We start from the raw sequence: 20,800 nt of genomic DNA on the forward strand, positions 1-20,800 counted from the left end.
ATCAGGCGGTGACCCTTTCCACCAGTTTGTCCATATCCTTTCTGATCTTCGTGTAATCCTCTTCATTTAAACCGGCGCCGAGGGCTACTTTTTTTGCCATTTCGGCGGTGAGAAAGTCGCCGGGGCCGTGGGCGTCGGCGTTCACGGCGAGCATGGCGCCGATTGCCTTGGCGAGTTTCGCCACGTGGCCGTTGGTCAGGGAATGGCCCTTGCGGCCGGAAAGTTCGAGCATCACCCCTTTTTCTCTGGCGAGTTCCACATCTTCCCTGGTGATGAAGCCCGGATGGGATAGAATATCGACCCCGGCTTCGATGGCGGCTCGGTTGGTTCCAGGTTTTACTGGTTCAACCGGAGTTTCTCCGTGCGCGACGACGATCAGGGCGCCCAGTTCCCTCGCCTTTGCGGTGAGTTTGCTGAACAGCTCCGGCGGCACATGGGTCAGTTCGATTCCGGGGATCAGTTTCGTTTTGGAGTAGGGGTTCAGGTCTTTTGCGGCCTGGACGATTCGGGGGATAATGAAGTCCATGTTCGAGGAATCGGCATGGTCGGTAATGGCCACCGCCGTGTATCCGAGGATTTCAACCCGGCGGAGATGCTCGGCCGGGACCAGTTCCCCGTCACTGAAGAAGGTATGGGTGTGAAGGTCGATCATGTCAATCCTTTACTTTTGGTTATTTTCCAAGATTGCTTCTCTCCGGATCAGATCCGGAATGAAGGTGAAAAAAACAGGTGTTTCTCAAATTTGACGCGGCGGACTGGATGTTACGGTGATTCCTCGCAATTTGAGTCATGGACTCTTCGACAAGCTCAGCGTGAGTGGAATTACTATTGAAGCTCCCCGCGGCAAGCCACGGGGAATCTCCGTATGGAAGGTTGCTTTCATCAGATTCGCTCACTAACCCCGCAGCAGATAGCGAACAGCGTGAGACTTCGAGCTGCGGGGAATGCGTTTCGCTTTGCATGTTCAATTTGTCACTCCGAGCCAGTCGAATTTGTTCATCCTGACCGTGAGCCTGTCGAACTTTCGAAGCCGTTCATCCTGAGCCTGTCGAAGGATGGCTCAACGTCCTTGCTGCCTCACACCAGAAACAAGATTCGGTGGTATTTATAGAAGATCCAAATTTGTACTTGAGCCTTTCCGGATATCTTAAATCAAACGAGCTTCCCGCGCAATGAATGCTGGCACGCTTCCTCAATCAGTGCTTCGTGGGTCTGACCCGGAGCAAGCTCGGGCTTGCCGGCGAAATTCACTATCTGATTGGTGGTGGTCCGGCCGCTCCACTGGCCGTCCCCGGTTCTGCTTTCACCTTCAATCATCACCTGCAGAGTTTGTCCGACATACTCCTGATACCTCTCGACCGTGATCTCCTGTTGCCTTGCCTGCAACCGCCTTAAGCGTTCGCTTTTGACGGTTTCAGCAACTTTTTCCTTGAAAGTGGCCGAGACTGTTTTTGGCCGGTCGGAATATTTGAATGAGAAGGCGCCATGATAGCGGACGTTTTCCAGAAGCTGCATGGTCATTGCAAAATCACCGTCGGTTTCGCCGGGAAAGCCGACGATAATGTCGGTCGTGATGGCGATCTCCGGGGAATATTTTCTCAAACCCGAAACTTTTTCCAGATATTCTTCAATGGTGTATTTCCGGTTCATTTTTTTTAAGACCGCATTGGAACCGGACTGAACCGGCAGGTGGAAGTGCGGGCACAGGTTGGCGAGTTCGGAAAAGCAGGCCATCAGTTTTTCCGACAGGTCTTTCGGGTTTGAGGTGGTGAAGCGGAGTCGCTCGACCCCGTCGATTCCGGCGACCATCTTCAGAAGTTCCGGGAAATCCGGATACGATCCGGCGGGGCGATCGAGACCATAGGAATTGACGTTCTGACCAAGCAGGGTGATATCCTTCACCCCGGCTTTCAACAGGTTTCTGATCTCGTCGGCAATATGATCGGGAGGGCGGCTCACTTCGCGGCCGCGGGTATGCGGCACCACACAGTAGGTACAGAAATTGTTGCAGCCCTGCATGATCGTGACGAACTTCTTGTGCCCGACCGCCGAACTTTCGAGATCCGGAATAAATGACGGAATTTCAAATGAATCCGACTGGCTGATTGCAGTCCGCCGGTCCGCGCCTTCCGACACGGATTGAACCAGTTCCGGCAATCGGTAAATATTCTGCGGGCCGACCACCAGGTCAACATGGGGCATCCTGGCCAGGATGTTGTTTCCTTCCTGCTGGGCGACGCAGCCGGTCATCGCAATGATCAGACCGGGATTATTTATCTTGCTTCGTTTCAGACTGCCAAGCAGGCTCATGGCCTTCTGTTCCGCCTTACCTCTGATGCTGCAGGTGTTTACCACCACCAGGTCCGCTTCATCGATTTCCCTGGTGAGCTGATAATTGGAACGGCATAACAGCTGTCCCATGATTTCGGAGTCGCGCTCATTCATCTGACAGCCGAATGTTTCAATATATGCCTTGCCGGTATTTGCCATGTGTCTATCTAAATCTCTGAGAATCCGAAAATTTAATGGGCGGGAGTGATCCAGTCAGGATCGATCAATCCTCTTTTCTGCCGATGGTCCCCTCGGACCACTTGAGCCGGACGAGGGCGATCTGGAAATCGAAAAGGGCGTTGAAGTTGTTTGTTCTGGCCCGGGTGAGAAGGGTCTCCGAGTCGAGAAGTTCTGTTGAGGTCCCCAGCTGGGCCTGATAACGGGCGGTGTTGATGCGGAAGTTCTCCTCTGCCTGTTCAATGGCCTTGCGGGTGACCCGGATGTTTTCTTCGGCGAGTTGAATATTCAGGAAGGCGTCTCTTGCCTGGAGAACAAGATGATCGAGAAGCTTTTCTTTCCCGGATCGTGCTTTTTCCGCCTGCAGCATGGCTGAGGCGGTCTTGTCTTTCTGCTGTCCCCATGACCAGAAATTCCATGACGCGATGATCTGCGCCTGTTTCACTTCTTCGGACCCCGGGGGATAGTCGCTGGCAGCCGGATCATCTCCCTGGCGGGTATAAGAGGCGTTCAGGTCAAGGGAGGGGAGGTAGGGCGCTTTTTCGAGGATGACTTTCAGTTCAGCCATCCGGGCGGAGGTGTCTGCTTCAGCCAGTTCGGGGCGATTGGTTTTCAGCCTTTCGACTGTTTCCTGCCATGAGGCACGGTAAGGCTGATAATCCAGACTTCCCTGAATCTCCAGGGCAAAATCAACCGGCTGGCGCATCAGGAGATTCAAAGTCGAGCGGGCGAGGGAAGTTCTGCTTCTGGCGAGCAGCAGATTCTGTTCGCCCTGGGCCAGTTCAAGTTCGCTCAAAAGAAGGTCGTTCTTGGGAATCAGCCCGACTTCATGAAAAGCTTTCGCGTCTTTGAGATGCGATTCGAGCCTTTTTAAGGAAAGGGCCGCCTCATTTTCCAATTCTCCCGCTTTCAAAAGATTATAAAAGGCAGTGTGGACCTCAAGAATCAGATCATTTCTGGTCCGGCTCAACTGGTGATCGGCGGTAACCTGGGCCAGATGATTCATATCAACTGCGGTGACCAGGGCTTTCCCATGGTAAAGCGGCTGCTCAAGAATCACCGAATAGGCGTAGTAATTGTCAATGCCGGGGGTTGCCAGCGAATCCGGTTGATAGGTGTAGCCATATCTGGCGCTTAAAGAAGGGTAGATATCCTTTTTTGCGGCAGCATAAAGACCGTTTCTGGATTCGCTTTCTGCCCGGGCGGCTGACAGCCCGGGATCACCCTGCAGCGCCCTGGTGACACACTCGTCAATCGTCAATCCCTGGGCATAAGATGAAACAGGCAGAAGAGAAAGAATTAACAATAGCGAAATTTTATTCATAAAAACAGGTGATAAAATAAAAAAAGTTAATGTTTAACATCAAGTTTGTTTCTGGTGATTGCATCTTGCATGCTGTCGAGAAGGGACACGAGCTCCGGTTTGAAGCCGTGAAAATATTTCAAGCTGATCAGGCCGTCCTTTATATCGACAGTTGAAAGCGTTGAAAGACCATCGTACCCTTCAAGAATAAATTTAAGATACGCGATTTTTTCTTTTGCCACCACTGCGTACAGGCAATTGAGCAGGGGAGGGGTGGTATTTTTTGTCGTTTTCATACCGAAAGAGAGGTGTCGATACCACCCATTAACTCTTTGTGGGCCTCCAATACAGGCGCAACAACTTCATCGAGATATTCCTCGGTTTGCCTGCCGGCCCTGCCGGTGAATTCGCTGCCATCGCCAACAAGCATGGAGAGTTCCTCAAGATCGAATGGTATCGCGGGGTCGTTGGCGAGTCTTTGCAGGAGATCGTTTTCAAGGCCTTCTTCTTTGACGGCTCGACCCGCCTCAACCGAATGAACCTTGACGACCTCGTGCATTTCCTGGCGGCTTTTCCCTCGTTCCACGCTGGCCATGAGAATTTTTTCTGTTGCCATAAAGGGCAGTTCCTGGAGAAGATGTTTTTTGATCTGCTTCGGGTAGACAACCATATCGCTCGAAATGTTAAGGTATAACTTTAACACCGCGTCAGTCAGCAGGAAGGCCTGGGGGATATCCATGCGTCGGATTGCGGAGTCATCAAGGGTTCTTTCAAACCATTGGTTGGCGTAGGTGGCTGAGAAATCGGCGGTCAGCCCCATCAGTTTACGGGAGAGCCCCGTCATTCGCTCGGAGCGCATCGGGTTTCGTTTGTAAGCCATGGCTGAACTGCCCACCTGGTTTTTAGCAAACGGCTCTTCCTGGACCTTGAGGTTGGAGAGAAGGCGTAGGTCGACAGCAAATTTGTGGGCTGAAGCGCCAATTCCAGCGAGGGTTTCGGCTATTTTCATATCAAGTTTTCTGGTATAAGTTTGACCTGTCACTGCAAAAACATCGGAAAAACCAAGCTTTGATGCAACAAGTTCATCCAGTTTTCTAACCTTGTCATGATCGCCCTTGAACAGTTCGATGTAGGTGGCCTGGGTGCCGACGGTGCCCTTGGCGCCTCTGGCTTTGATCTGTGAGGCCAGGTGATTCAGGTAGTCCAGATCCATCAACAGATCCTGGATGTACAGGGTGTGCCTCTTTCCTACAGTGGTCGGTTGCGCCGGCTGGTAATGCGTGTAGCCGAGTGTTGCCAGGTCCTTGTGTTTGCGGCAAAAAACAGCAAGGTTGCTGATGGTGTTCAGCAGGGATTTCTTGATCAGCGCAAGGGCATTTCTCTGGAGGATCAGGTCAGTGTTGCAGCCGACGAACTGAGAGGTTGCCCCCAGATGGATGATTGGCTCGGCGGTTGGGCATTTGAGCCCGTAAGCGTAAACATGGGCCATGACATCATGGCGGATTTCTTTTTCCTTTGCAGCGGCAGCCTGAAAGTCAATATCGTCAAGATTGGCTTTCAGTTCGGCAATCATTTCGGGCTTGATGATGTCAGTCAAGCCCAGCTCGTATTGTGCTTCAGCCAGAGCCAGCCAGCATTTGCGCCAGGTTCTGATCCTGTTGCGCTCGGAAAATATTTTCTGCATCTCCGGGCTTGTATATCTGCTTACCAGCGGCTCCTGGTATATATCGCGGTCCATTTTTTCTCCTGTTAACTGTCTATGCTTGCGAAATTCAATAGCTTGGTGAGGCATGCTTTCAGAGTCAAAAAACCTTTACCAGAATTCTCATAAAAATGCATGGCTAACCAGTTCATCGGATTTAATTGATCCAGGGCCTGTTTGTGCAATGTCGCATAATGTATATTATGTATAATGAAATAAAGATATCGGTAATTCAATTACTTGTGTTGAAAACCTCCGCATCTTCGATCCTCGCCTCCCAATTCGAAATGCCACGAAATTCATTTAAAGTTATTTTATAGGCCAGGTTTATGGAACTCCGGGAAGTCAGATTACTGAAAAGATCCGCCTTGCCGAACCCGACACTGTTTACCGAAACAGACTCTCCTTCATACCGGAGACGGATTGATCCATTCCCGATTCCTTTAATATCTTTCAAATGACCGGCGTCAAAGGAACAACAAAAGATCGGTTGTGGATTATCAAAACCAAATGGCTCCATTTTTTTATAGGTATCAAGGAATGCCGGATCAAATACGTCTTCAAAAGAGGCTCTGAGGTCAACGGTCAATGGCGGTTTCAGTTCACGGTCCTGCAGCTGCCGGTGGACCAGTTCGTGAAATCTCTCCCTGAACAGATCGATGTTCTCTTCATGTATCGAAATCCCGACTGCTGCCTTGTGCCCTCCGAATCTAATGAGCATCTCAGACATATTTTCAAGTATGGTGTGGATGTCGAGACCGGAGACCGACCTGCCGGAACCCGTCGCCGTCCCGTCTTCTTCAATGGTAAAGAGAATGGTCGGATGGTCATATTTGCTGACCATTCTGGAAGCAACAAGTCCCAACATGCCTTTGTGCCAATTCCGACTGGCCAGAACCAGCCCCCTTTCACCTCCGGCAAGCTGCTGATCAGCCGCAACACAGGCGTCGGCGAAAATCTCATCCGAGATGGAACGCCTCTGCTGATTGGCCTCTTCCAGAAGCGATGCATTTCCTTCTGCCGCTAAGGGGTTTTCCGCCATTAAGAGTTCAAGGGCCACCAATGGGGTTCCGATTCTTCCCGCAGCATTTAATCGAGGCGCCAGGTGAAATGAGATGGATTCCGCAGATACTGAACCGGGGGTGATGTTTGCTTTTTTCAGAAGAGCTTTTATCCCCGGCCTTGGTGAGTTTCTGATCATTTCCAGACCTGCTTTCACCAGAATGCGGTTTGCTCCGGTTAAAGGGACCATGTCAGCCACCGTCCCGATAGCGACCAGGTCAAGATATTCCTTGAGATTGGGCTGTCGTTCGTCCTGCCAACAGCCGATTTCCTTCAATCGTGCCCGCAGCCCGGCAATCAGGTAAAATGCAACCCCTACCCCGGCAAGATCGGTGAAAGGAAAGGCGCATTCCGGCAGGTGCGGGTTGATGACGGCATCTGCTTCAGGGATGGTTTCCGAGGGGCGATGGTGGTCGGTAATGATCACCGAATAGCCCATCGCTCTGGCTTCGTCAACTTCCTGATGATTTGAAATGCCGCAGTCGACCGTCACCAGGAGCATGCCGTTCGCCCCGTCCGGAGAATACCTGTTTTTCAATTCTGCCAGGGCTTTGCGATTGAGGCTGTATCCTTCCGTCAATCTGTCGGGAATGTAGCTCGAACAGCGAAATCCGGCGTGTTTCATAAATGTTGCCAGCAACGCGGTTGCGGTGGTTCCATCTGCATCATAATCCCCATATATGACTACTTGAATTTTCCGTTCGAGAGCATTAATCAGCAGGTCGAGTGCAGGTTTTAAACCATGCAGGGTGTCCGGTACCGGGAGTTGGGCGAGTGTTGGGTTGAGGAAAATCCGGGCAGCTTCGCCTGTTATTCCTCGAAGGGCAAGGAGTTTTTCGGCAAGAGAAGGGAGAGCGCTGTCCGCACCCGCCTCGGGCAGATCATCCACATGATCCGCAAGTATTTTCCAGTTTCCGGAGTGACTCATGCCTGATCAGACTCTTCATTGATCCGATCATACAGCCGGAAGCCGATAATGATATACCTGGTGCCGGAGATGGCGGTCATCAGGGCGGTGACAAGCATCAGGTATGCACCGAAACGGGAGTCGGCAGCCGCATGATTATAGGCCAGCAGATAGACAACCGTGGACATCTGGAAGAATGTTGTGATCTTGCTGTCGATAGTGGGTTTGATGTCGGGGAAACGGTCGTAGGCAGATAATACGGCGAGCCCGGACAGGATAATGACGTCCCGGCTGACGATCATCACCGCAAGCCAGACCGGAACGAAATGATAGACGGAGAGAATGATATACGCTGTCGTTAAAAGAAGTTTGTCTGCAAGGGGGTCAAGGAAGGCTCCCAACGAGGTTTTCTGTTTAAAGGCCCTGGCGATGAAGCCGTCGACCCCGTCACTGATGACGGCAATCACAAACACCACCAGTGCGTGGCCATGCTTCCCGGCAAGAAGAAAAATGACCATTACCGGTACGAGAATGATTCTAATGAGGGTGATCAGGTTTGGTAAGTTCATTGCTGTTCGATAAATTTCGTAATGGTAGTCAGGATTTCATCGGATTGCACGGGGCTGAACCACTTGATTTCATGATCCCTGTTGAACCAGGTGAATTGTCTTTTGGCATAATGACGGGTATCCCGTGCGAGATTCTCAACGGTCTCATCAAGATTCCAGGCGCCGACAAGATACTCCGTAACATGTTTGTAACCTATTGACTGCATGGATTTGAGGTCAGCGGAGTAACCTTTTGCAAGCAAACCTTCCACTTCCTCAATCAGGCCTGATTCGATCATGGCCTTCGCCCTTTTGTTGATTCTCTCATAGAGCTTCTCCCGATCAGTTGCAAGGCCGATTTTAAGAGTGTTTCTTCGTCCCTGCGAGGGGTTGTTGTGTTGCCTGGTCAGATGTTCAGACCAGGTTATACCGGTGCTTTCAAATATTTCAATCGCTCTTGCCATTCTTGATCTGTCGTTTCTGTGGATTCGGGCTGCGGAAAGAGGATCGATCTGTTCAAGATAGTTGTGGAGTCTTGCTCTCCCCTCTTCATCGGCAAGCTCCCCGAGAAGTTTCTTTCTGATTGGTTCCTGGTCGCTTTTTCCCTGCGCCACCTGGTCCGGAATATCAAAGAGGCCGTTTTCAAATGCCTTGAGATAGAGACCTGTTCCACCGGTGAGGAGGGGCAATTTCCCCTCAGCAATGATCTTTTGGCTGGCCTCTCCGGCATCACTTACGAAGCGTTGCACGTTATATTCGTCATCAGGATCAACTATGTCAACCAGATGATGTTTAACAATCTGCTGTTCTTCCCGGGTCGGTTTGGCGGTGCCGATGTCCATGTAACGGTAAACCTGCATCGAATCCACACTGACAATTTCTGCATCAAGGAGAGAAGAAATCCGCAGAACGAGATCTGTTTTTCCCACCGCCGTGGGGCCCACAATGGCAATAAGCGGATTGTCTGTTCTATGTTCTTCCGGGTGCATCAGATAAAAATCCAGGCAGAGATCAGGTTTCGATCGGCAAACAACCGTACAATAATTTCAAAGAAGTCAGTTTGTGATATTAACAGCCTGAACACGGCCCAACAAGATTTAAAAAAAAGGGGGAAAGAGGGGCAGGATGATAGAAGAACAGCGCAGACCAGGGAACATATCTTAAAGAGGCTATTTCCCCCAGCGATCGAGGCGTTCAAAGGCAAGTTTTGCCGCCATGAAGAGCATTTCAAGCTTGACCGGTTTGGTGAAATAATCATCGAAACCGGCTTCCCGGCAGTCGGAAAGCTCAAACAGGGTCGCATAAGCAGTCATGGCGAAAATGCATGCCAGAGGATGATCGACCCTGATCTGCCTGCAGAGTTCCAGCCCGTCCATGCTTCCCGGCAATTTAAGGTCCAGAAAAAAAACTTTTATATCCGGAGTAAGCTGTTTCAGGGCATCATCACCATCTTTAGCGCAAACCGTTTCATATCCCTGCGTGGAAAATGCCTTGTCAAGCATATCTCTGATGACCTTTTCATCATCAACGATCATGACTTTTTTATTCATATTCTTCACTCTCGGGATTTTTTTCCTTTATCACTCGACTCATCAAGATCAATGATATTGGTACTTCCAAGATAAGGCTTTGTTTTGTTTCTGGTGAGGCTCATCAGCTTGTGGGTAATATTGCCCATCCGTTCAGCCTGTTCACTGATGATTGTCGCCTGACGGAATATCTTGCTGTCTTCCCGGCAACCCATCTTCAGCAGATCGGCATACCCCATGATTGCGTGTAATGGTTGGTTCAGTTCATGACAAATGGCACCGGCCAGCTCGATAATGCTCTTGAATTTCTCATCCTCGAGCAACTGTTCTTTCATTTGTTTGTTGGTCAGCGCAGAACCTAAGCGGGCCAGAAGCTCAACTCTGCTGATCGGTTTGCATAAATAATCCGTGCATCCGGAGGCGAAAGCTTTTTCCAGAATCTCATCTTCATTGTCGGCAGTCATGAAAATCACCGGAATCTCACTGGTGATGCTGTTTTTTTTCAGCTTCATGCAAGTCTTGATACCATCAGGGTCAGGCATGTTGATATCAAGAAGAATGAGATCTGGCTTGTTTTTCTTCGCTTTCTCAAGGCAGTCTCTGCCCGAAAGCGAGGTCAGAACCCTGTAGCCTTCATCTTTTAGAACATCTTCGACGATATCAAGGCTGATCTGCTCATCATCAACGACCAGAACAGAAGTTCCCGCTTCTTTGCAACTCTTGTCCATGTGATTTCCCAAAGGAACACCTGCCTTAATGTTCTAACAGACCATAACATCTGATTTAATCACAATAAAAGAAAACAAGTCCAATAAAAAAACACTTTCAGGAGTGACGGCCCACCATAATTTATGGTAAATAGCCTCGCAATAGATTATCCATTAATGTTTCGGTTCGGAGATCGAATACATCTGTAAGCAAGCTGACACGATCCCCTGCTTTATGATCTGGAATATACATTGTCCCATTCTGGAGGGAGTTGACTCCGGAGGGGTTGGATAACCCACGTCCGGTCATACCGGAATATCTGTTCATAACAACATAAAGCATTTCCACAGGAGGATAAAATGCCTGAAAGAATTTTCAACTTCAGCGCCGGACCGGGAACATTGCCGGTTGAGGTGCTTAAACAGGCCGCCAGGGATATTGTCAATTTCAACGATACCGGGATCGGCCTTATCGAAATGAGCCATCGCAGCAAGGGTTTCATGGCGGTTGCGGCAGAGGCGGAGGCCTCGCTGCGAGAAATCATGTCTATCCCGGACAATTTCAAGGTCCTCTTTCTTCAGGGCGGGGCTTCCACCCAGTTTGCCATGGTTCCCATGAATCTGCTGGCGCAGGGTAAAAGGGGCGTCTATCTGAATACCGGAACCTGGTCCAAAAAAGCGATCAAGGAAGGGAAATTGTTCGGCGAAGTCGAGGTTGCCTACTCTTCAGAGAAGGATAACTTCAACCATGTCCCCGGTGCCGGTGATTACAAGGTCACTCCGGGTGCCGAATACCTTTACTTTGTTTCCAACAACACCATTTTCGGCACTCAGTTTCATACCTTTCCGAAAACCGACAGCTATCTTGTCTGTGACATGTCATCAGACATCCTGTCCCGCCCCGTGGATTTTTCCTCATTCGGGCTGATCTTTGCCGGCGCCCAGAAAAACATGGGGCCGGCAGGGTGCGCCGTTGTCATTATCCGTGAGGATCTCCTGGACCGGGTTCCTGAAAACACCCCGACCATGTTCAAGTACAAAACCCATGCGGAAACGGATTCCATGTTCAATACCCCGCCCTGCTTTGCGATTTATACCATCGGGCTGGTTCTGAAATGGCTCAAGGGGCTTGGCGGAATACCCGTCATGGAAAAAATGAACCGGGAAAAGGCCGGCATTCTTTATGACGCCATTGACTCTACGGATTTCTACAGAGGGCATGCTTTAAAGGAGTCCCGCTCCTTTATGAACATCACCTTCAACCTGCCGACCCCGGAACTGGAAGCTGCTTTCATCAAGGAAGCGACCTCCCGAGGCTTCGATGGTCTAAAGGGGCATCGTTCAGTCGGCGGTTGCCGGGCCTCGATCTACAATGCTTTTCCCCGGGACGGTGTTGAAAAGCTTGTCGATTTTATGCGGGAGTTTGAAAGAAAAAACGGCTGAAAAGTGCACTACGAAGGAAACATCATCCGCCCGCCCAGTGAGGCCGACAGCATCATCCTCCAGGTGACCGTCGGCTGTTCGCATAACAGATGTTCCTTCTGCGGCACCTATCGTGGCGAGTTGTTCCGGCTCAAAAAAGAAGAAACAATCCTTGAAGATATTGAGTTTGCAGCACGATACTGTGGTCGGCAGAAGAGGGTTTTTCTGGCCGATGGAGATGTCTTAAGCCTGCCGCAGAGAAAACTGGTACACCTCTTTTCCCTGATCCGGGAAAAACTGCCTTTTGTCAACCGGATCGCTCTCTATGGAAATGCCAAAAACATTATCCGGAAAAGTCAGGATGAACTGGCCGAACTGAAAGAACTGGGGTTGGCCCGGGTGTATATGGGCCTTGAAAGCGGCAACAACCAAACGCTTCAGGCCATCAACAAGGGTGTTGATGCCGAAACGCTGATCCGGGCCGGGAAAATGATCCGCGCCGCCGACCTGTTTCTCTCGGTTACGGTTCTCCTCGGTGTTGCCGGTAAAGACCGCTCTTGTGAACACGCCAGGGATACCGGCAAGGTGATCAGTGCCATGGAACCCAGTCAGGTCGGGGTTCTCACCCTGATGCTGCTGCCGGGGACGCCCTTGTCCGATGACGCAGCTTCCGGCAGATTTTCACTCCCTGACAAATCAGGTTTACTCGCCGAGCTTGCGCTTATTGTAAAGAATATTGATCTGCATCAGGTACAGTTTCAGGCCAATCACGCCTCAAATTATCTGCCGGTCAATTGTCGTTTGCCGCGGGACCGGGAGAAGGTCCTGGCGGCTATTGAAATGGCGCAAACTGGTGCCATCTCCTTAAAACCTGAATATCTGCGGGCCCTGTGAACCCTGAGCAGCATGACGAAAAAGATTGATCTGAAAAATCTCAGCGAACAGATGCTCGTTGACTATGTCACCGGAGCCGGGATGCAGGCTTTCCGGGCCCGACAGCTTTTCTCCTGGTTGTACCGTCCTGGAATCACGAGTTTTGAGCAGATGACCGATCTTTCCAAGGAGTTCAGGACTGAGCTGGCCAAGAGTGCTCGGATCAGCCGCCTGGTCCCTGAGATTCAGGAAAAATCGGAGGACGGCACGATCAAGTTCGGTTTTCTGCTTGAAGATGGTTATCTGGTTGAGTCGGTGCTGATTCCAGAAGAGGATCGCAACACCTTATGCGTCTCCTCCCAGGTCGGTTGCGCCATGGGATGCGCCTTCTGCCTGACCGGGAAAATGGGGCTGAAAAGAAACCTGGAACCCTCGGAAATCGTCAATCAGGTCTGCGCCGTAATCGATTCACTGCCCGACGAGGCCTGTTCCAGCGGAGATAAAAAAAGCGGCTGCATCAATAATCTTGTCTTTATGGGAATGGGTGAACCGCTGGCGAATCTTGACAATTTGCTGGTCGCTCTCGATATTATCATGGACCAGCGGGGGCTCGATTTTTCCGGGCGAAGGGTTACCGTTTCCACCTGCGGCCTGGTGCCGAAGATGAGACAGCTGGGCGAGAAGGCGCCGGTTAACCTCGCGGTTTCCCTGCACAGCGTCAAGGATTCAGTCCGGGATGAATTGATGCCGGTCAACAGGAAATATCCCGTCGACAAACTCCTTGAGGCTTGTCGCACATTTCCCCTGCCCCGCCGACGGATGATCATGTTTGAGTATATCATGATCAAAGGCCTGAATGATTCCCTCGAAGATGCCCGAGAACTGGTCGCCAAGCTGAAAGATATTCGCTGCAAGATTAACCTTCTGCCCTACAATGCCTGTCCGGGGATGCCCTACGAAAGACCATCAATCGAGACGATCGAAGCGTTTCAGAATGTTTTGCGAAAAGCAGGGTTTTCCGTTTTTATCAGGTTCAGCAGGGGGAGCGATATATCTGCCGCATGTGGTCAACTTGCGGGGACTTATGGGAAATGAGCTGTAACGGAAAGTGTCTCCCGGGAACTTGAATAAAGCTTACGCAGCTCAGATGGAGTTTTAACAACTCTATTTTCCTTTTAGTCTTTGAGATCTTCAAGCTTGAAATGGTATCATCTCAGATTATTGGAACGATACAGCCCGACAACTCTTAAACCACGGGGTAAACATGCCTTCCATCAGAATTCTCATTGTTGATGATTTCGATACAATGCAGAAAATTATTCGCAACATCCTGCTGGAACAGGGATACACAAATCTGACATTTGCAACCGATGGGGAAAAGGCGGTAAAGATTCTTGCCGATGAAAAGATCGATCTCATTATCTCCGACTGGAACATGCCCAGAATGACCGGGGTGGAACTACTTAAACATGTCAGGAAGGCCCCTGCCCTCGCCCATATCCCGTTTATCATGGTGACTGCAGAGGGAGAAAAAGAAAATATCCTGAAAGCGATCCAGGCTAAGGTTGATCAATACATCATCAAACCTTTTACCCCTGAAATGCTGGCTCAAAAAATCAGGAACGTTCTCGAAAAGGCTGAAAAAATTGCCCGGGAAAAATAACGTCCATCCCCCCTCATGGTGATTCTACACCGATCAGGTAGTGCGCATGCAAAGCGTAAAGAATTCCAGTAACCAGAAGTCTCACGTTATTCGCTCTTAAATGCGTAGAAATTCCTTACCCGCAGCAGAGAACTTTCCCGAGAGCGGTGTTCAGCTGTTGCAGATCAAAGGGTTTGCTCAGGAACCCCTTGACCGCCGGATTACTGCGGAGTGACTCATCCTCTGCCATTGATCCGCTGCAGATAATGACCTTCATTGCCGGTTTTAACGCAATCAGTTTAGGCAGCAGGTCAAGGCCGGAGATGTCCGGGAGGGTCAGATCCAGCAGCAGAATGTCGATTTCGTTTTCATTTTTTTCTGCGGCCTTCACAGCATCTCTGCCGTTTTTTACAGCGGTTACCTGATGGCCGCAGACTTCCAGAAGTTCTTTGGTGGTCTCCATGATCAGGTAGTCATCTTCTACCAGTAAAACGTTACTCACTTGGTACCTCTTTGGCTCGGCTCAATAAAAAAAGCAGGAAGCATTAACCTGATGTTAATGGCTTCCCGCTTGATAAAACAAGTGATTTCAATAATCAGCCGGTGATTGCGGCAATTGTTTTGCTGAGTTTTTCATCAACCGCGACAGCGATCGACTTATCAGTAATCCCCGGGATCTCCTTGCGGAGTTCTTTACTCAAGTTGCCAAACCCCATCCGGAGCTTTCTGTCGCTGACCAGCGCCAGGGCTTTTTCCGCCCTCTGTTTTGCTTCTTCCGGTTTCAGCCCTTCTGCGTGTCCAAGTGGGCCAAGGTTCTTTACCGTATTGGTAAAATCGGTAATCAGTTTAACAAACCTGGGCGCTTCTGCAGCTGAAGCCCATTGCAGACTGAATCGGGCAGGATTGAGCCCGACCTCCTGCAGCACTTTAATGATAAGACCATTCACTCCCATCGCGTCGTAATTACCAACCTGGTAATGACATTCACCAAGTTGTCAGCCGCCGGTGAAGATTCCTGCCGCTCCTTCGGCAAAACCCCGCATCACAAATGCCGGATCGATTCTTCCGGTACACATGACCCGGATGGTCCTTAAATTTGGCGGGTACTGGTATCTCGATACCCCGGCCGAGTCAGCTGCCGCGTAACAGCACCAGTTGCACAGGAAACCGAGAATCTTTGGGTTGAACTGTTCACTGCTCATCTTATTTTTCCTCCAAAGCTACGCCGAAGGCTTCGATCTGGGAATTAATCTGTTCATTTGTGAATCCTCCCATGGAAATCGCAAAAGTGGGACAGTGCGAAGCGCAAATCCCGCATGCTTTGCAGGATGCGACAATGGTCTCGGCTTTAGGTAGTTTCCCGACCTTGACCATGTCAATCGCCTTGTACGGGCAGAGGCTCGTGCAGATACGGCAGCCGATACATTTCTCCTGGTCGACATGGGAAACTATCGGGTCTACGGAAACCACGCCTTTCACCAGAGGGATCGCCGCCTTGGCTGCAGCCGCCTGGGCCTGGACAATGATCTCGTCCAGTGGTTTTGGTGAATGGGCCAGGCCGCAAAGGAACACCCCGGAAACCGGCATTTCTACAGGACGGAGTTTAACATGCGCTTCAAGGTAGAATTTATTTTCATTGATCGGAATTTTAAGCAGTTTGCTCAATTCTTCCGTATCCTCCGGCACAGTCCCGACGCTCAGAGTGATCAGGGAAGGATTGTAGGTCACATCCTCCCGCAGGATCGGATCATGGAAGGAAACCTCAACCTTCGACCCTTTAGCACTGATAACCGGCTTGTTGTCCATTGAATAAGGGATAAAGATAACCCCTTTCTCGCGGGCTTCACGGTAGGCATCCTCGGCATAACCATAGGTCCGCATGTCTCGGTAAAGGACGATGATCTGCGATCCGGGGTTGATAGCCTTGATTTTCAGGGCATTCTTGACTGCCTGGGTACAACAGGTTTTGCTGCAGTAGGCAAGATCGTCACCCCGGGAGCCTGCACACTGAATCATGACGACCGAATCAGGAGCGCGGTTCTTGTCTTTTCCGGCGAGCCGGGCCTCAAGCTCCTGCTGGGTTATGATATTGGCTGATTTCGGCACACTTTTCCCGAGTACGGTAAGCGGTTTATGCTCCCGGCCACCGGTAGCGACGATGATCACCCCGTGGTCAATGGTCTGCTCCTTCCCTTTGCCGGATCTGATCACCGATGAAAAGTTACCGACAAATCCGCTGACCTCCGCCAGTTCGCTGTTGGTAAAGACATCAATATTTTTACTCTTCCTGACCTGATCGGTAATACCCTTCAGGAAATCGGCGGTGCTGTCGCCTTCGAGGGTATAGTGCTGATTGACAAGCTGGCCGCCAAGTTTGTCTGACCTTTCGATAATCGAGGTGTGGAAGCCCTGTTCTGCCATGTTCAGCGCCGCAGTCATTCCGGCTGCGCCACCTCCGATAACAACCGCTTTTTTGGTGACCGGAACGGTCTGTTCAGCGAGGGGCTGGATCTTCTGGGCCTTGGCAATTCCCATCCTGACAAGATCCATGGATTTATTGGTCGCTGCCTCCGGTTCATTGGCATGGACCCAGGAGCAATGGTCGCGGATATTGACCATCTCGAAAAGATTACGGTTCAGACCGGCATCCTTCAGTGTTTCCTGAAAAAGCGGTTCATGGGTCCTCGGGGAACAGGCGGCGATCACGACCCGGTTCAGGTTGTGCTCCTTGATCTTCTGCTTGATCACCTCCTGAGCATCCTGGGAACAGCTGTACAGGCTCTGGGCATGGAAGACGACCCCTTCCATGTCCTTGGTGTAATCGTCAACCTTCTGGACATCGACAACCCCGGCGATGTTAATTCCGCAGTGACAGACAAAGACGCCGATTCGCGGTTCATCCTGTTCGCTGACTTTTTTCTCCTTGGGGTAACTCTTGATGACCACTCCCTGGCCCCGCTGACTTTTGATCAGACCGGCAGCAACCCCAGCTGCGGCACTCGACTGGGTGACGCTTTCAGGAATATCTTTAGGCCCCTGGAAAGCTCCGGCGACAAAGATCCCTTCTTTGCTGGTGGCGAGGGGGGCAAAGGTGCTGGTCTTGCAGAAATCATACTTGTTCAGCGCAATGCCGGTAATGTTGGAAAGATCATGGGCACTGGCAGGCGAATCAAGTCCCACCGAGAGAACAACCATATCGAAGGCTTCGAAACTGTGGACGCCGTCCATGGTTGAATAGGTGAGCTTGAGGTTTTTCCCCCAGGGCATGACATCGGCGACCTTGGCCCGGACAAACTTGATTCCGAAATGCTCTTCCGCTCTGGTTCTCGCGGCATCAAAATCCTTGCCCTGGGTTCGCATATCCATATAGTAAATGGTGATCTCGCAATCAGGATCGTGCTCCTTGGCGACCATCGCTTCCTTGATCGCATACATGCAGCAGACCGAAGAGCAGTAGCCGTTGTTGCAACCGAGGTCCCGTGATCCGACACACTGGATGAAGGCGATTTTTTTCGGATGTCTTTTGTCGGAAAGACACCGCACCTCTCCTTCAAATGGCCCTGAAGGGTTGAGAAGCCTTTCGAATTCCATGCTGGTGACCACATCAGGATGCTTGCCGTAGCTGTAGCTGGTAAGCGCCTCGTCGGGCACCCGACCGAATCCCGGCGAAAGAATCACCGCCCCGACCTCCAGAGTGAGCTCTACCGGTTTCTGGTCAAAATCTATCGATTTGCTGCGGCAGACCGGCACGCATATTTTACAGGTGCCGTGCTGCAGATGCATACAGGCATCCGGATCAATATAGTAGGTCGCCGGCACCGCCTGCGGATAATCGATGTGGATCGGCCGGGTAAAGTCTAATCCTTCATTGTATGCGTCGGACAGATGCTTCGGGCAATAGGTCGTACAAAGACCGCAGGCGGTACAGCTGTCGGCGTCGATATAACGCGGACGCTGGCGGATTTTTGCTTTGAATTTACCAGGTTTGCCGTCCAGGGAAAGCAGATCTGAGTTGCTGAGAATCTCAATATTGGGAGACCGACCGGCCTCTACCAGTTTAGGTGCGAGTATTCAAAGCGAACAATCATTGGTCGGGAAAGTCTTGTCGAGCTGGGCCATGGCCCCGCCGACTGCTGGAGACTTCTCGACCAGGTATACATAATAACCAAGATCGGTGAGATCGAGAGCCGCCTGAACACCAGCGACACCCCCACCAACGACCATTACAGTCCCTGACTTGGTCCCGGTTTTCTGCTGTTTTGCTTTTGCCATAATTTGTTACTCCGGGGAGTTGTTTATTAGCATTTTAAAATAAATGTGTACGCTCCGCCTCCACTCAGGCGGCTTTCTTATCCAATACCTCAAGTTTTATTGCACAAAGCTTGTATTCCGGTGTTCTTGAAAGCCTGTCAAGGGCATCAAGGGTCAGGAAGTTAACCAGCGCTTCCAGGTGATTATAGGTGGCGAAAACTGTTCCTTCCTGAGATTTGTCGGTAATTTTCGCCCTGAGTTCAACGGAACCTCGGCGGGAGGTCAATCTTACCCAGTCCTTGTCGTTGATCCCATACTTTTCCGCATCGGCAGGATTGATTTCGGCAAAACATTCAGGGCTGATCAGGTCAATCTCTGCGGTTTTACCGGTCATGCTGCTGAAATTGTAGCGGGCCAGGTCACGGCCGGTGGTAAATGAGAGCGGATATTCATCATTCGGCAGCTCGACCGGCGGGATATAATCCTCAGGAATGAACAATCCTTTTCCACGGGTGAAGGTTTTGGTGTGAAGAACGGTGGTTCCGGGATGATTCTCATCCGGGACCGGCCATTGCAAGCCTTCTTTTTCCAGACGCTGATAGGTGATTCCCCTGTACTGGGGAAGAAGGGTCCGGATTTCTTCAAAAATCTCCTCGGCTGAAGTGTAGTCAAGCTTATACCCCATCCGGGTGGAAAGATCGCAGAATATCTGCCAGTCCGGCTTCGCCTTGCCGGGCGGGTTGACCGCCTTTCTTACTCTCTGAACGCGCCTTTCCGTACTTGCGAAGGTGCCGTCTTTTTCGGCGTAGCAGGCTGCAGGCAGGACCACATCGGCCATTTTCGCGGTATCAGTCAGGAAGAGATCCTGGACCACAAGGAAGTCGACCTTCTCCAGGGCCTCCTGGACATGGGCGATATTGGCATCGGCCACGGCCGGATCCTCTCCGAAGATATAGAGGCCCCGGATATTGCCCTTGAAGATGTTCTCCCAGATTTCCGTTGCCGGTTTTCCGGGATTTCTCGGCAGTTTCACTTTCCAGAGTTTTTCGTACTTATCGAGGACCTCCTGATTGTCGAGCGCCCCGTACCCGGGGAGAGAGTTGAACAGCGCGCCCATATCACAGGCCCCCTGAACGTTGTTCTGGCCACGGAGCGGGTTGCAACCGCCTCCTGCGACTCCAACCTTCCCGCAAAGCATCGCAAGGTTTGCGATACTTTTTACCCGGTCGGTTCCGGTGACGTAATGGGTGATCCCCATGCCGTGAAAAATGGCGTGTCGTCCTTCAGCAGCATACATTCTTGCTGCCTGTTTAAGCTGGTCGACGGGGATGCCGGTTATGTCCGCAACCTTTTCCGTCGGATATTTCCTGACGGTCTTGACCAGGTCGTCAAAATCTTCCGTTCGTTCCTCGACAAACTTTTTGTCCCAGAGATCTTCCTCCAGAATGATATTCATCAACCCGTTCAAAAAGGCAACATCCGTTCCCGGTTTGATCCGCAGCCAGAGGTCGGCCCTTTCAGCAAGGGCGGTCTTGCGCGGATCGACCACCACAAGTTTTGCACCGCGGTCAACCGCCTGGTGTATCCGCAAGCCGATCGTCGGGTGACTCGTGTCCGGGTTACTGCCGATCATGAAGAAAAGGTCGGTGATCTTGGTGTCGGCAATGGAGTTGGTCATTGCGCCGCTTCCGAAGGTGAGGGCCAAACTGGCCACCGTGGGAGCGTGTCAGAGTCGTGCGCAGTGATCGATATTGTTGGTTCCGATCGCTGTCCGCATGAATTTCTGCATCAGGAAATTCTCTTCGTTGGTTGCCCTGGCACAACTGAAACCGGAAATGGAGTCGGCGCCATACATCGACTTCAGGTCTTTAAAGCGGTTGACAATCTCGGTGTAGGCCTCTTCCCAGGTGGCTTCGATCAGCTGCCCTTCTCTTCTGATCAGGGGGGTGGTCAGCCGGTCGGGGTGCTGAATGAAATTATGGGCAAAACGGCCTTTGACACAGAGCGCTCCATAATTCGGAGCCAGATCGGGTTCTGCGGTTACTTCCATCAGGGTGTCGCCCTTCACCCGCAACAGCACCTGACAACCTGCACCGCAATATGGACAGGTGGATCTGACTTCCCGGACTTCCTCATTGTTAATGGGGACGATCATATCCCGTTTGTTGAGCGCTCCGGTTGAGCAGTTATCAACGCACTTGCCGCAATGAACACATTTTTCATTGAATCTGAAACTGATTTCCCTGGCTCCTCCCTGTTCATCAAAGGAACCGGCAGAAAGTTCGATTGCTCCGTATTCGCAGCTGTTGAAGCATTTCTGGCAGTAGACACATTTGTTCAGATCAA

The 20,800-nt window shown here is 51.1% G+C and carries 20 protein-coding genes; 4 read left to right on the forward strand and 16 right to left on the reverse strand.

What is annotated here, in order from left to right:
- Position 1: 1 nt before the first annotated feature.
- From KKG35_13015 to KKG35_13060, 10 genes are all read right to left on the reverse strand, one after another.
- A complete protein-coding gene (locus KKG35_13015; GenBank protein ID MBU1739046.1) occupies positions 2-652 on the reverse strand; it encodes a histidinol phosphate phosphatase domain-containing protein in 651 nt (216 codons plus the stop codon).
- Positions 653-1,152: 500 nt separating this feature from the next.
- On the reverse strand, positions 1,153-2,490 hold the full coding sequence (gene miaB, locus KKG35_13020; protein ID MBU1739047.1) for a tRNA (N6-isopentenyl adenosine(37)-C2)-methylthiotransferase MiaB: 1,338 nt from the start codon (positions 2,488-2,490) through the stop codon (positions 1,153-1,155).
- Between the two features lie 64 nt (positions 2,491-2,554).
- Positions 2,555-3,832 carry a TolC family protein gene (locus KKG35_13025; GenBank protein MBU1739048.1) on the reverse strand — a complete coding sequence of 426 codons (1,278 nt, stop codon included), beginning with the start codon at positions 3,830-3,832 and terminating at the stop codon, positions 2,555-2,557.
- Between the two features lie 26 nt (positions 3,833-3,858).
- The gene (locus KKG35_13030) at positions 3,859-4,107 is read right to left on the reverse strand and encodes a DUF4911 domain-containing protein (protein MBU1739049.1); all 249 of its coding nucleotides are present in this window, start codon (positions 4,105-4,107) and stop codon (positions 3,859-3,861) included.
- On the reverse strand, positions 4,104-5,549 hold the full coding sequence (locus tag KKG35_13035) for an adenylosuccinate lyase (protein ID MBU1739050.1): 1,446 nt from the start codon (positions 5,547-5,549) through the stop codon (positions 4,104-4,106). Before KKG35_13035 ends, KKG35_13030 begins: the two co-directional genes overlap by 4 nt.
- Before the next feature lie 196 nt (positions 5,550-5,745).
- A complete protein-coding gene (recJ, locus tag KKG35_13040) occupies positions 5,746-7,503 on the reverse strand; it encodes a single-stranded-DNA-specific exonuclease RecJ (protein MBU1739051.1) in 1,758 nt (585 codons plus the stop codon).
- Positions 7,500-8,051: a CDP-alcohol phosphatidyltransferase family protein gene (locus tag KKG35_13045; protein MBU1739052.1), complete on the reverse strand. Its 552-nt coding sequence runs from the start codon at positions 8,049-8,051 to the stop codon at positions 7,500-7,502. The genes recJ and KKG35_13045 overlap by 4 nt, the downstream gene beginning before the upstream one ends.
- Positions 8,048-9,019 (reverse strand): tRNA (adenosine(37)-N6)-dimethylallyltransferase MiaA, encoded by a 972-nt coding sequence (gene miaA, locus KKG35_13050; protein MBU1739053.1) that lies wholly within the window; start codon positions 9,017-9,019, stop codon positions 8,048-8,050. Before miaA ends, KKG35_13045 begins: the two co-directional genes overlap by 4 nt.
- A gap of 180 nt (positions 9,020-9,199) precedes the next feature.
- Positions 9,200-9,580: a response regulator gene (locus KKG35_13055; GenBank protein MBU1739054.1), complete on the reverse strand. Its 381-nt coding sequence runs from the start codon at positions 9,578-9,580 to the stop codon at positions 9,200-9,202.
- Positions 9,581-9,585: 5 nt separating this feature from the next.
- Entirely contained in the window at positions 9,586-10,287 is a 702-nt protein-coding gene (locus KKG35_13060; protein ID MBU1739055.1) for a response regulator, read from the reverse strand.
- Positions 10,288-10,626: 339 nt separating this feature from the next.
- On the opposite strand from KKG35_13060, the gene serC reads away from it, so the two are divergent.
- The 4 genes from serC (at position 10,627) to KKG35_13080 (ending at position 14,224) form a co-directional block, all read left to right on the forward strand.
- Positions 10,627-11,709 carry a 3-phosphoserine/phosphohydroxythreonine transaminase gene (gene serC, locus KKG35_13065; GenBank protein ID MBU1739056.1) on the forward strand — a complete coding sequence of 361 codons (1,083 nt, stop codon included), beginning with the start codon at positions 10,627-10,629 and terminating at the stop codon, positions 11,707-11,709.
- Between the two features lie 3 nt (positions 11,710-11,712).
- The gene (locus KKG35_13070; protein ID MBU1739057.1) at positions 11,713-12,582 is read left to right on the forward strand and encodes a radical SAM protein; all 870 of its coding nucleotides are present in this window, start codon (positions 11,713-11,715) and stop codon (positions 12,580-12,582) included.
- Positions 12,583-12,594: 12 nt separating this feature from the next.
- A complete protein-coding gene (gene rlmN, locus KKG35_13075; GenBank protein ID MBU1739058.1) occupies positions 12,595-13,656 on the forward strand; it encodes a 23S rRNA (adenine(2503)-C(2))-methyltransferase RlmN in 1,062 nt (353 codons plus the stop codon).
- Positions 13,657-13,825: 169 nt separating this feature from the next.
- Positions 13,826-14,224, forward strand: coding sequence for a response regulator (locus KKG35_13080; GenBank protein ID MBU1739059.1), 399 nt, complete (start codon positions 13,826-13,828; stop codon positions 14,222-14,224).
- A 115-nt stretch (positions 14,225-14,339) separates the two neighbouring features.
- On the opposite strand, the gene KKG35_13085 is transcribed toward KKG35_13080, so the two are convergent.
- From KKG35_13085 to KKG35_13110, 6 genes are all read right to left on the reverse strand, one after another.
- The gene (locus KKG35_13085) at positions 14,340-14,705 is read right to left on the reverse strand and encodes a response regulator (protein MBU1739060.1); all 366 of its coding nucleotides are present in this window, start codon (positions 14,703-14,705) and stop codon (positions 14,340-14,342) included.
- A 94-nt stretch (positions 14,706-14,799) separates the two neighbouring features.
- The gene (locus KKG35_13090) at positions 14,800-15,156 is read right to left on the reverse strand and encodes a hydrogenase iron-sulfur subunit (protein ID MBU1739061.1); all 357 of its coding nucleotides are present in this window, start codon (positions 15,154-15,156) and stop codon (positions 14,800-14,802) included.
- 42 nt (positions 15,157-15,198) lie between these two features.
- Positions 15,199-15,405, reverse strand: a complete 207-nt coding sequence (locus KKG35_13095; protein ID MBU1739062.1) for a hydrogenase iron-sulfur subunit — start codon at positions 15,403-15,405, stop codon at positions 15,199-15,201.
- A gap of 1 nt (position 15,406) precedes the next feature.
- The gene (locus KKG35_13100; protein MBU1739063.1) at positions 15,407-18,475 is read right to left on the reverse strand and encodes an FAD-dependent oxidoreductase; all 3,069 of its coding nucleotides are present in this window, start codon (positions 18,473-18,475) and stop codon (positions 15,407-15,409) included.
- Between the two features lie 64 nt (positions 18,476-18,539).
- Positions 18,540-20,132: a molybdopterin-dependent oxidoreductase gene (locus KKG35_13105; GenBank protein ID MBU1739064.1), complete on the reverse strand. Its 1,593-nt coding sequence runs from the start codon at positions 20,130-20,132 to the stop codon at positions 18,540-18,542.
- Positions 20,133-20,180: 48 nt separating this feature from the next.
- Positions 20,181-20,800 (reverse strand): molybdopterin-dependent oxidoreductase (locus tag KKG35_13110; protein MBU1739065.1); only part of this gene is annotated, 620 nt, incomplete at its 5' end.

The sequence above is a fragment of the Pseudomonadota bacterium genome (assembly GCA_018823285.1).
Classification (GTDB): Bacteria; Desulfobacterota; Desulfobulbia; order Desulfobulbales; family JAGXFP01; genus JAHJIQ01.

Bases quoted from the DNA above. Each gene is read 5' to 3' on its own strand.
- KKG35_13060 (MBU1739055.1), bottom strand. From the start codon at position 10,287: ATGGACAAGAGTTGCAAAGAAGCGGGAACTTCTGTTCTGGTCGTTGAT.
- miaB (MBU1739047.1), bottom strand. From the start codon at position 2,490: ATGGCAAATACCGGCAAGGCATATATTGAAACATTCGGCTGTCAGATG.
- KKG35_13095 (MBU1739062.1), bottom strand. From the start codon at position 15,405: ATGAGCAGTGAACAGTTCAACCCAAAGATTCTCGGTTTCCTGTGCAAC.
- KKG35_13025 (MBU1739048.1), bottom strand. From the start codon at position 3,832: ATGAATAAAATTTCGCTATTGTTAATTCTTTCTCTTCTGCCTGTTTCA.
- KKG35_13015 (MBU1739046.1), bottom strand. From the start codon at position 652: ATGATCGACCTTCACACCCATACCTTCTTCAGTGACGGGGAACTGGTC.
- KKG35_13055 (MBU1739054.1), bottom strand. From the start codon at position 9,580: ATGAATAAAAAAGTCATGATCGTTGATGATGAAAAGGTCATCAGAGAT.
- KKG35_13035 (MBU1739050.1), bottom strand. From the start codon at position 5,549: ATGGACCGCGATATATACCAGGAGCCGCTGGTAAGCAGATATACAAGC.
- KKG35_13080 (MBU1739059.1), top strand. From the start codon at position 13,826: ATGCCTTCCATCAGAATTCTCATTGTTGATGATTTCGATACAATGCAG.
- serC (MBU1739056.1), top strand. From the start codon at position 10,627: ATGCCTGAAAGAATTTTCAACTTCAGCGCCGGACCGGGAACATTGCCG.
- KKG35_13030 (MBU1739049.1), bottom strand. From the start codon at position 4,107: ATGAAAACGACAAAAAATACCACCCCTCCCCTGCTCAATTGCCTGTAC.
- recJ (MBU1739051.1), bottom strand. From the start codon at position 7,503: ATGAGTCACTCCGGAAACTGGAAAATACTTGCGGATCATGTGGATGAT.
- miaA (MBU1739053.1), bottom strand. From the start codon at position 9,019: ATGCACCCGGAAGAACATAGAACAGACAATCCGCTTATTGCCATTGTG.
- KKG35_13090 (MBU1739061.1), bottom strand. From the start codon at position 15,156: ATGGGAGTGAATGGTCTTATCATTAAAGTGCTGCAGGAGGTCGGGCTC.
- rlmN (MBU1739058.1), top strand. From the start codon at position 12,595: ATGACGAAAAAGATTGATCTGAAAAATCTCAGCGAACAGATGCTCGTT.
- KKG35_13105 (MBU1739064.1), bottom strand. From the start codon at position 20,132: ATGACCAACTCCATTGCCGACACCAAGATCACCGACCTTTTCTTCATG.
- KKG35_13045 (MBU1739052.1), bottom strand. From the start codon at position 8,051: ATGAACTTACCAAACCTGATCACCCTCATTAGAATCATTCTCGTACCG.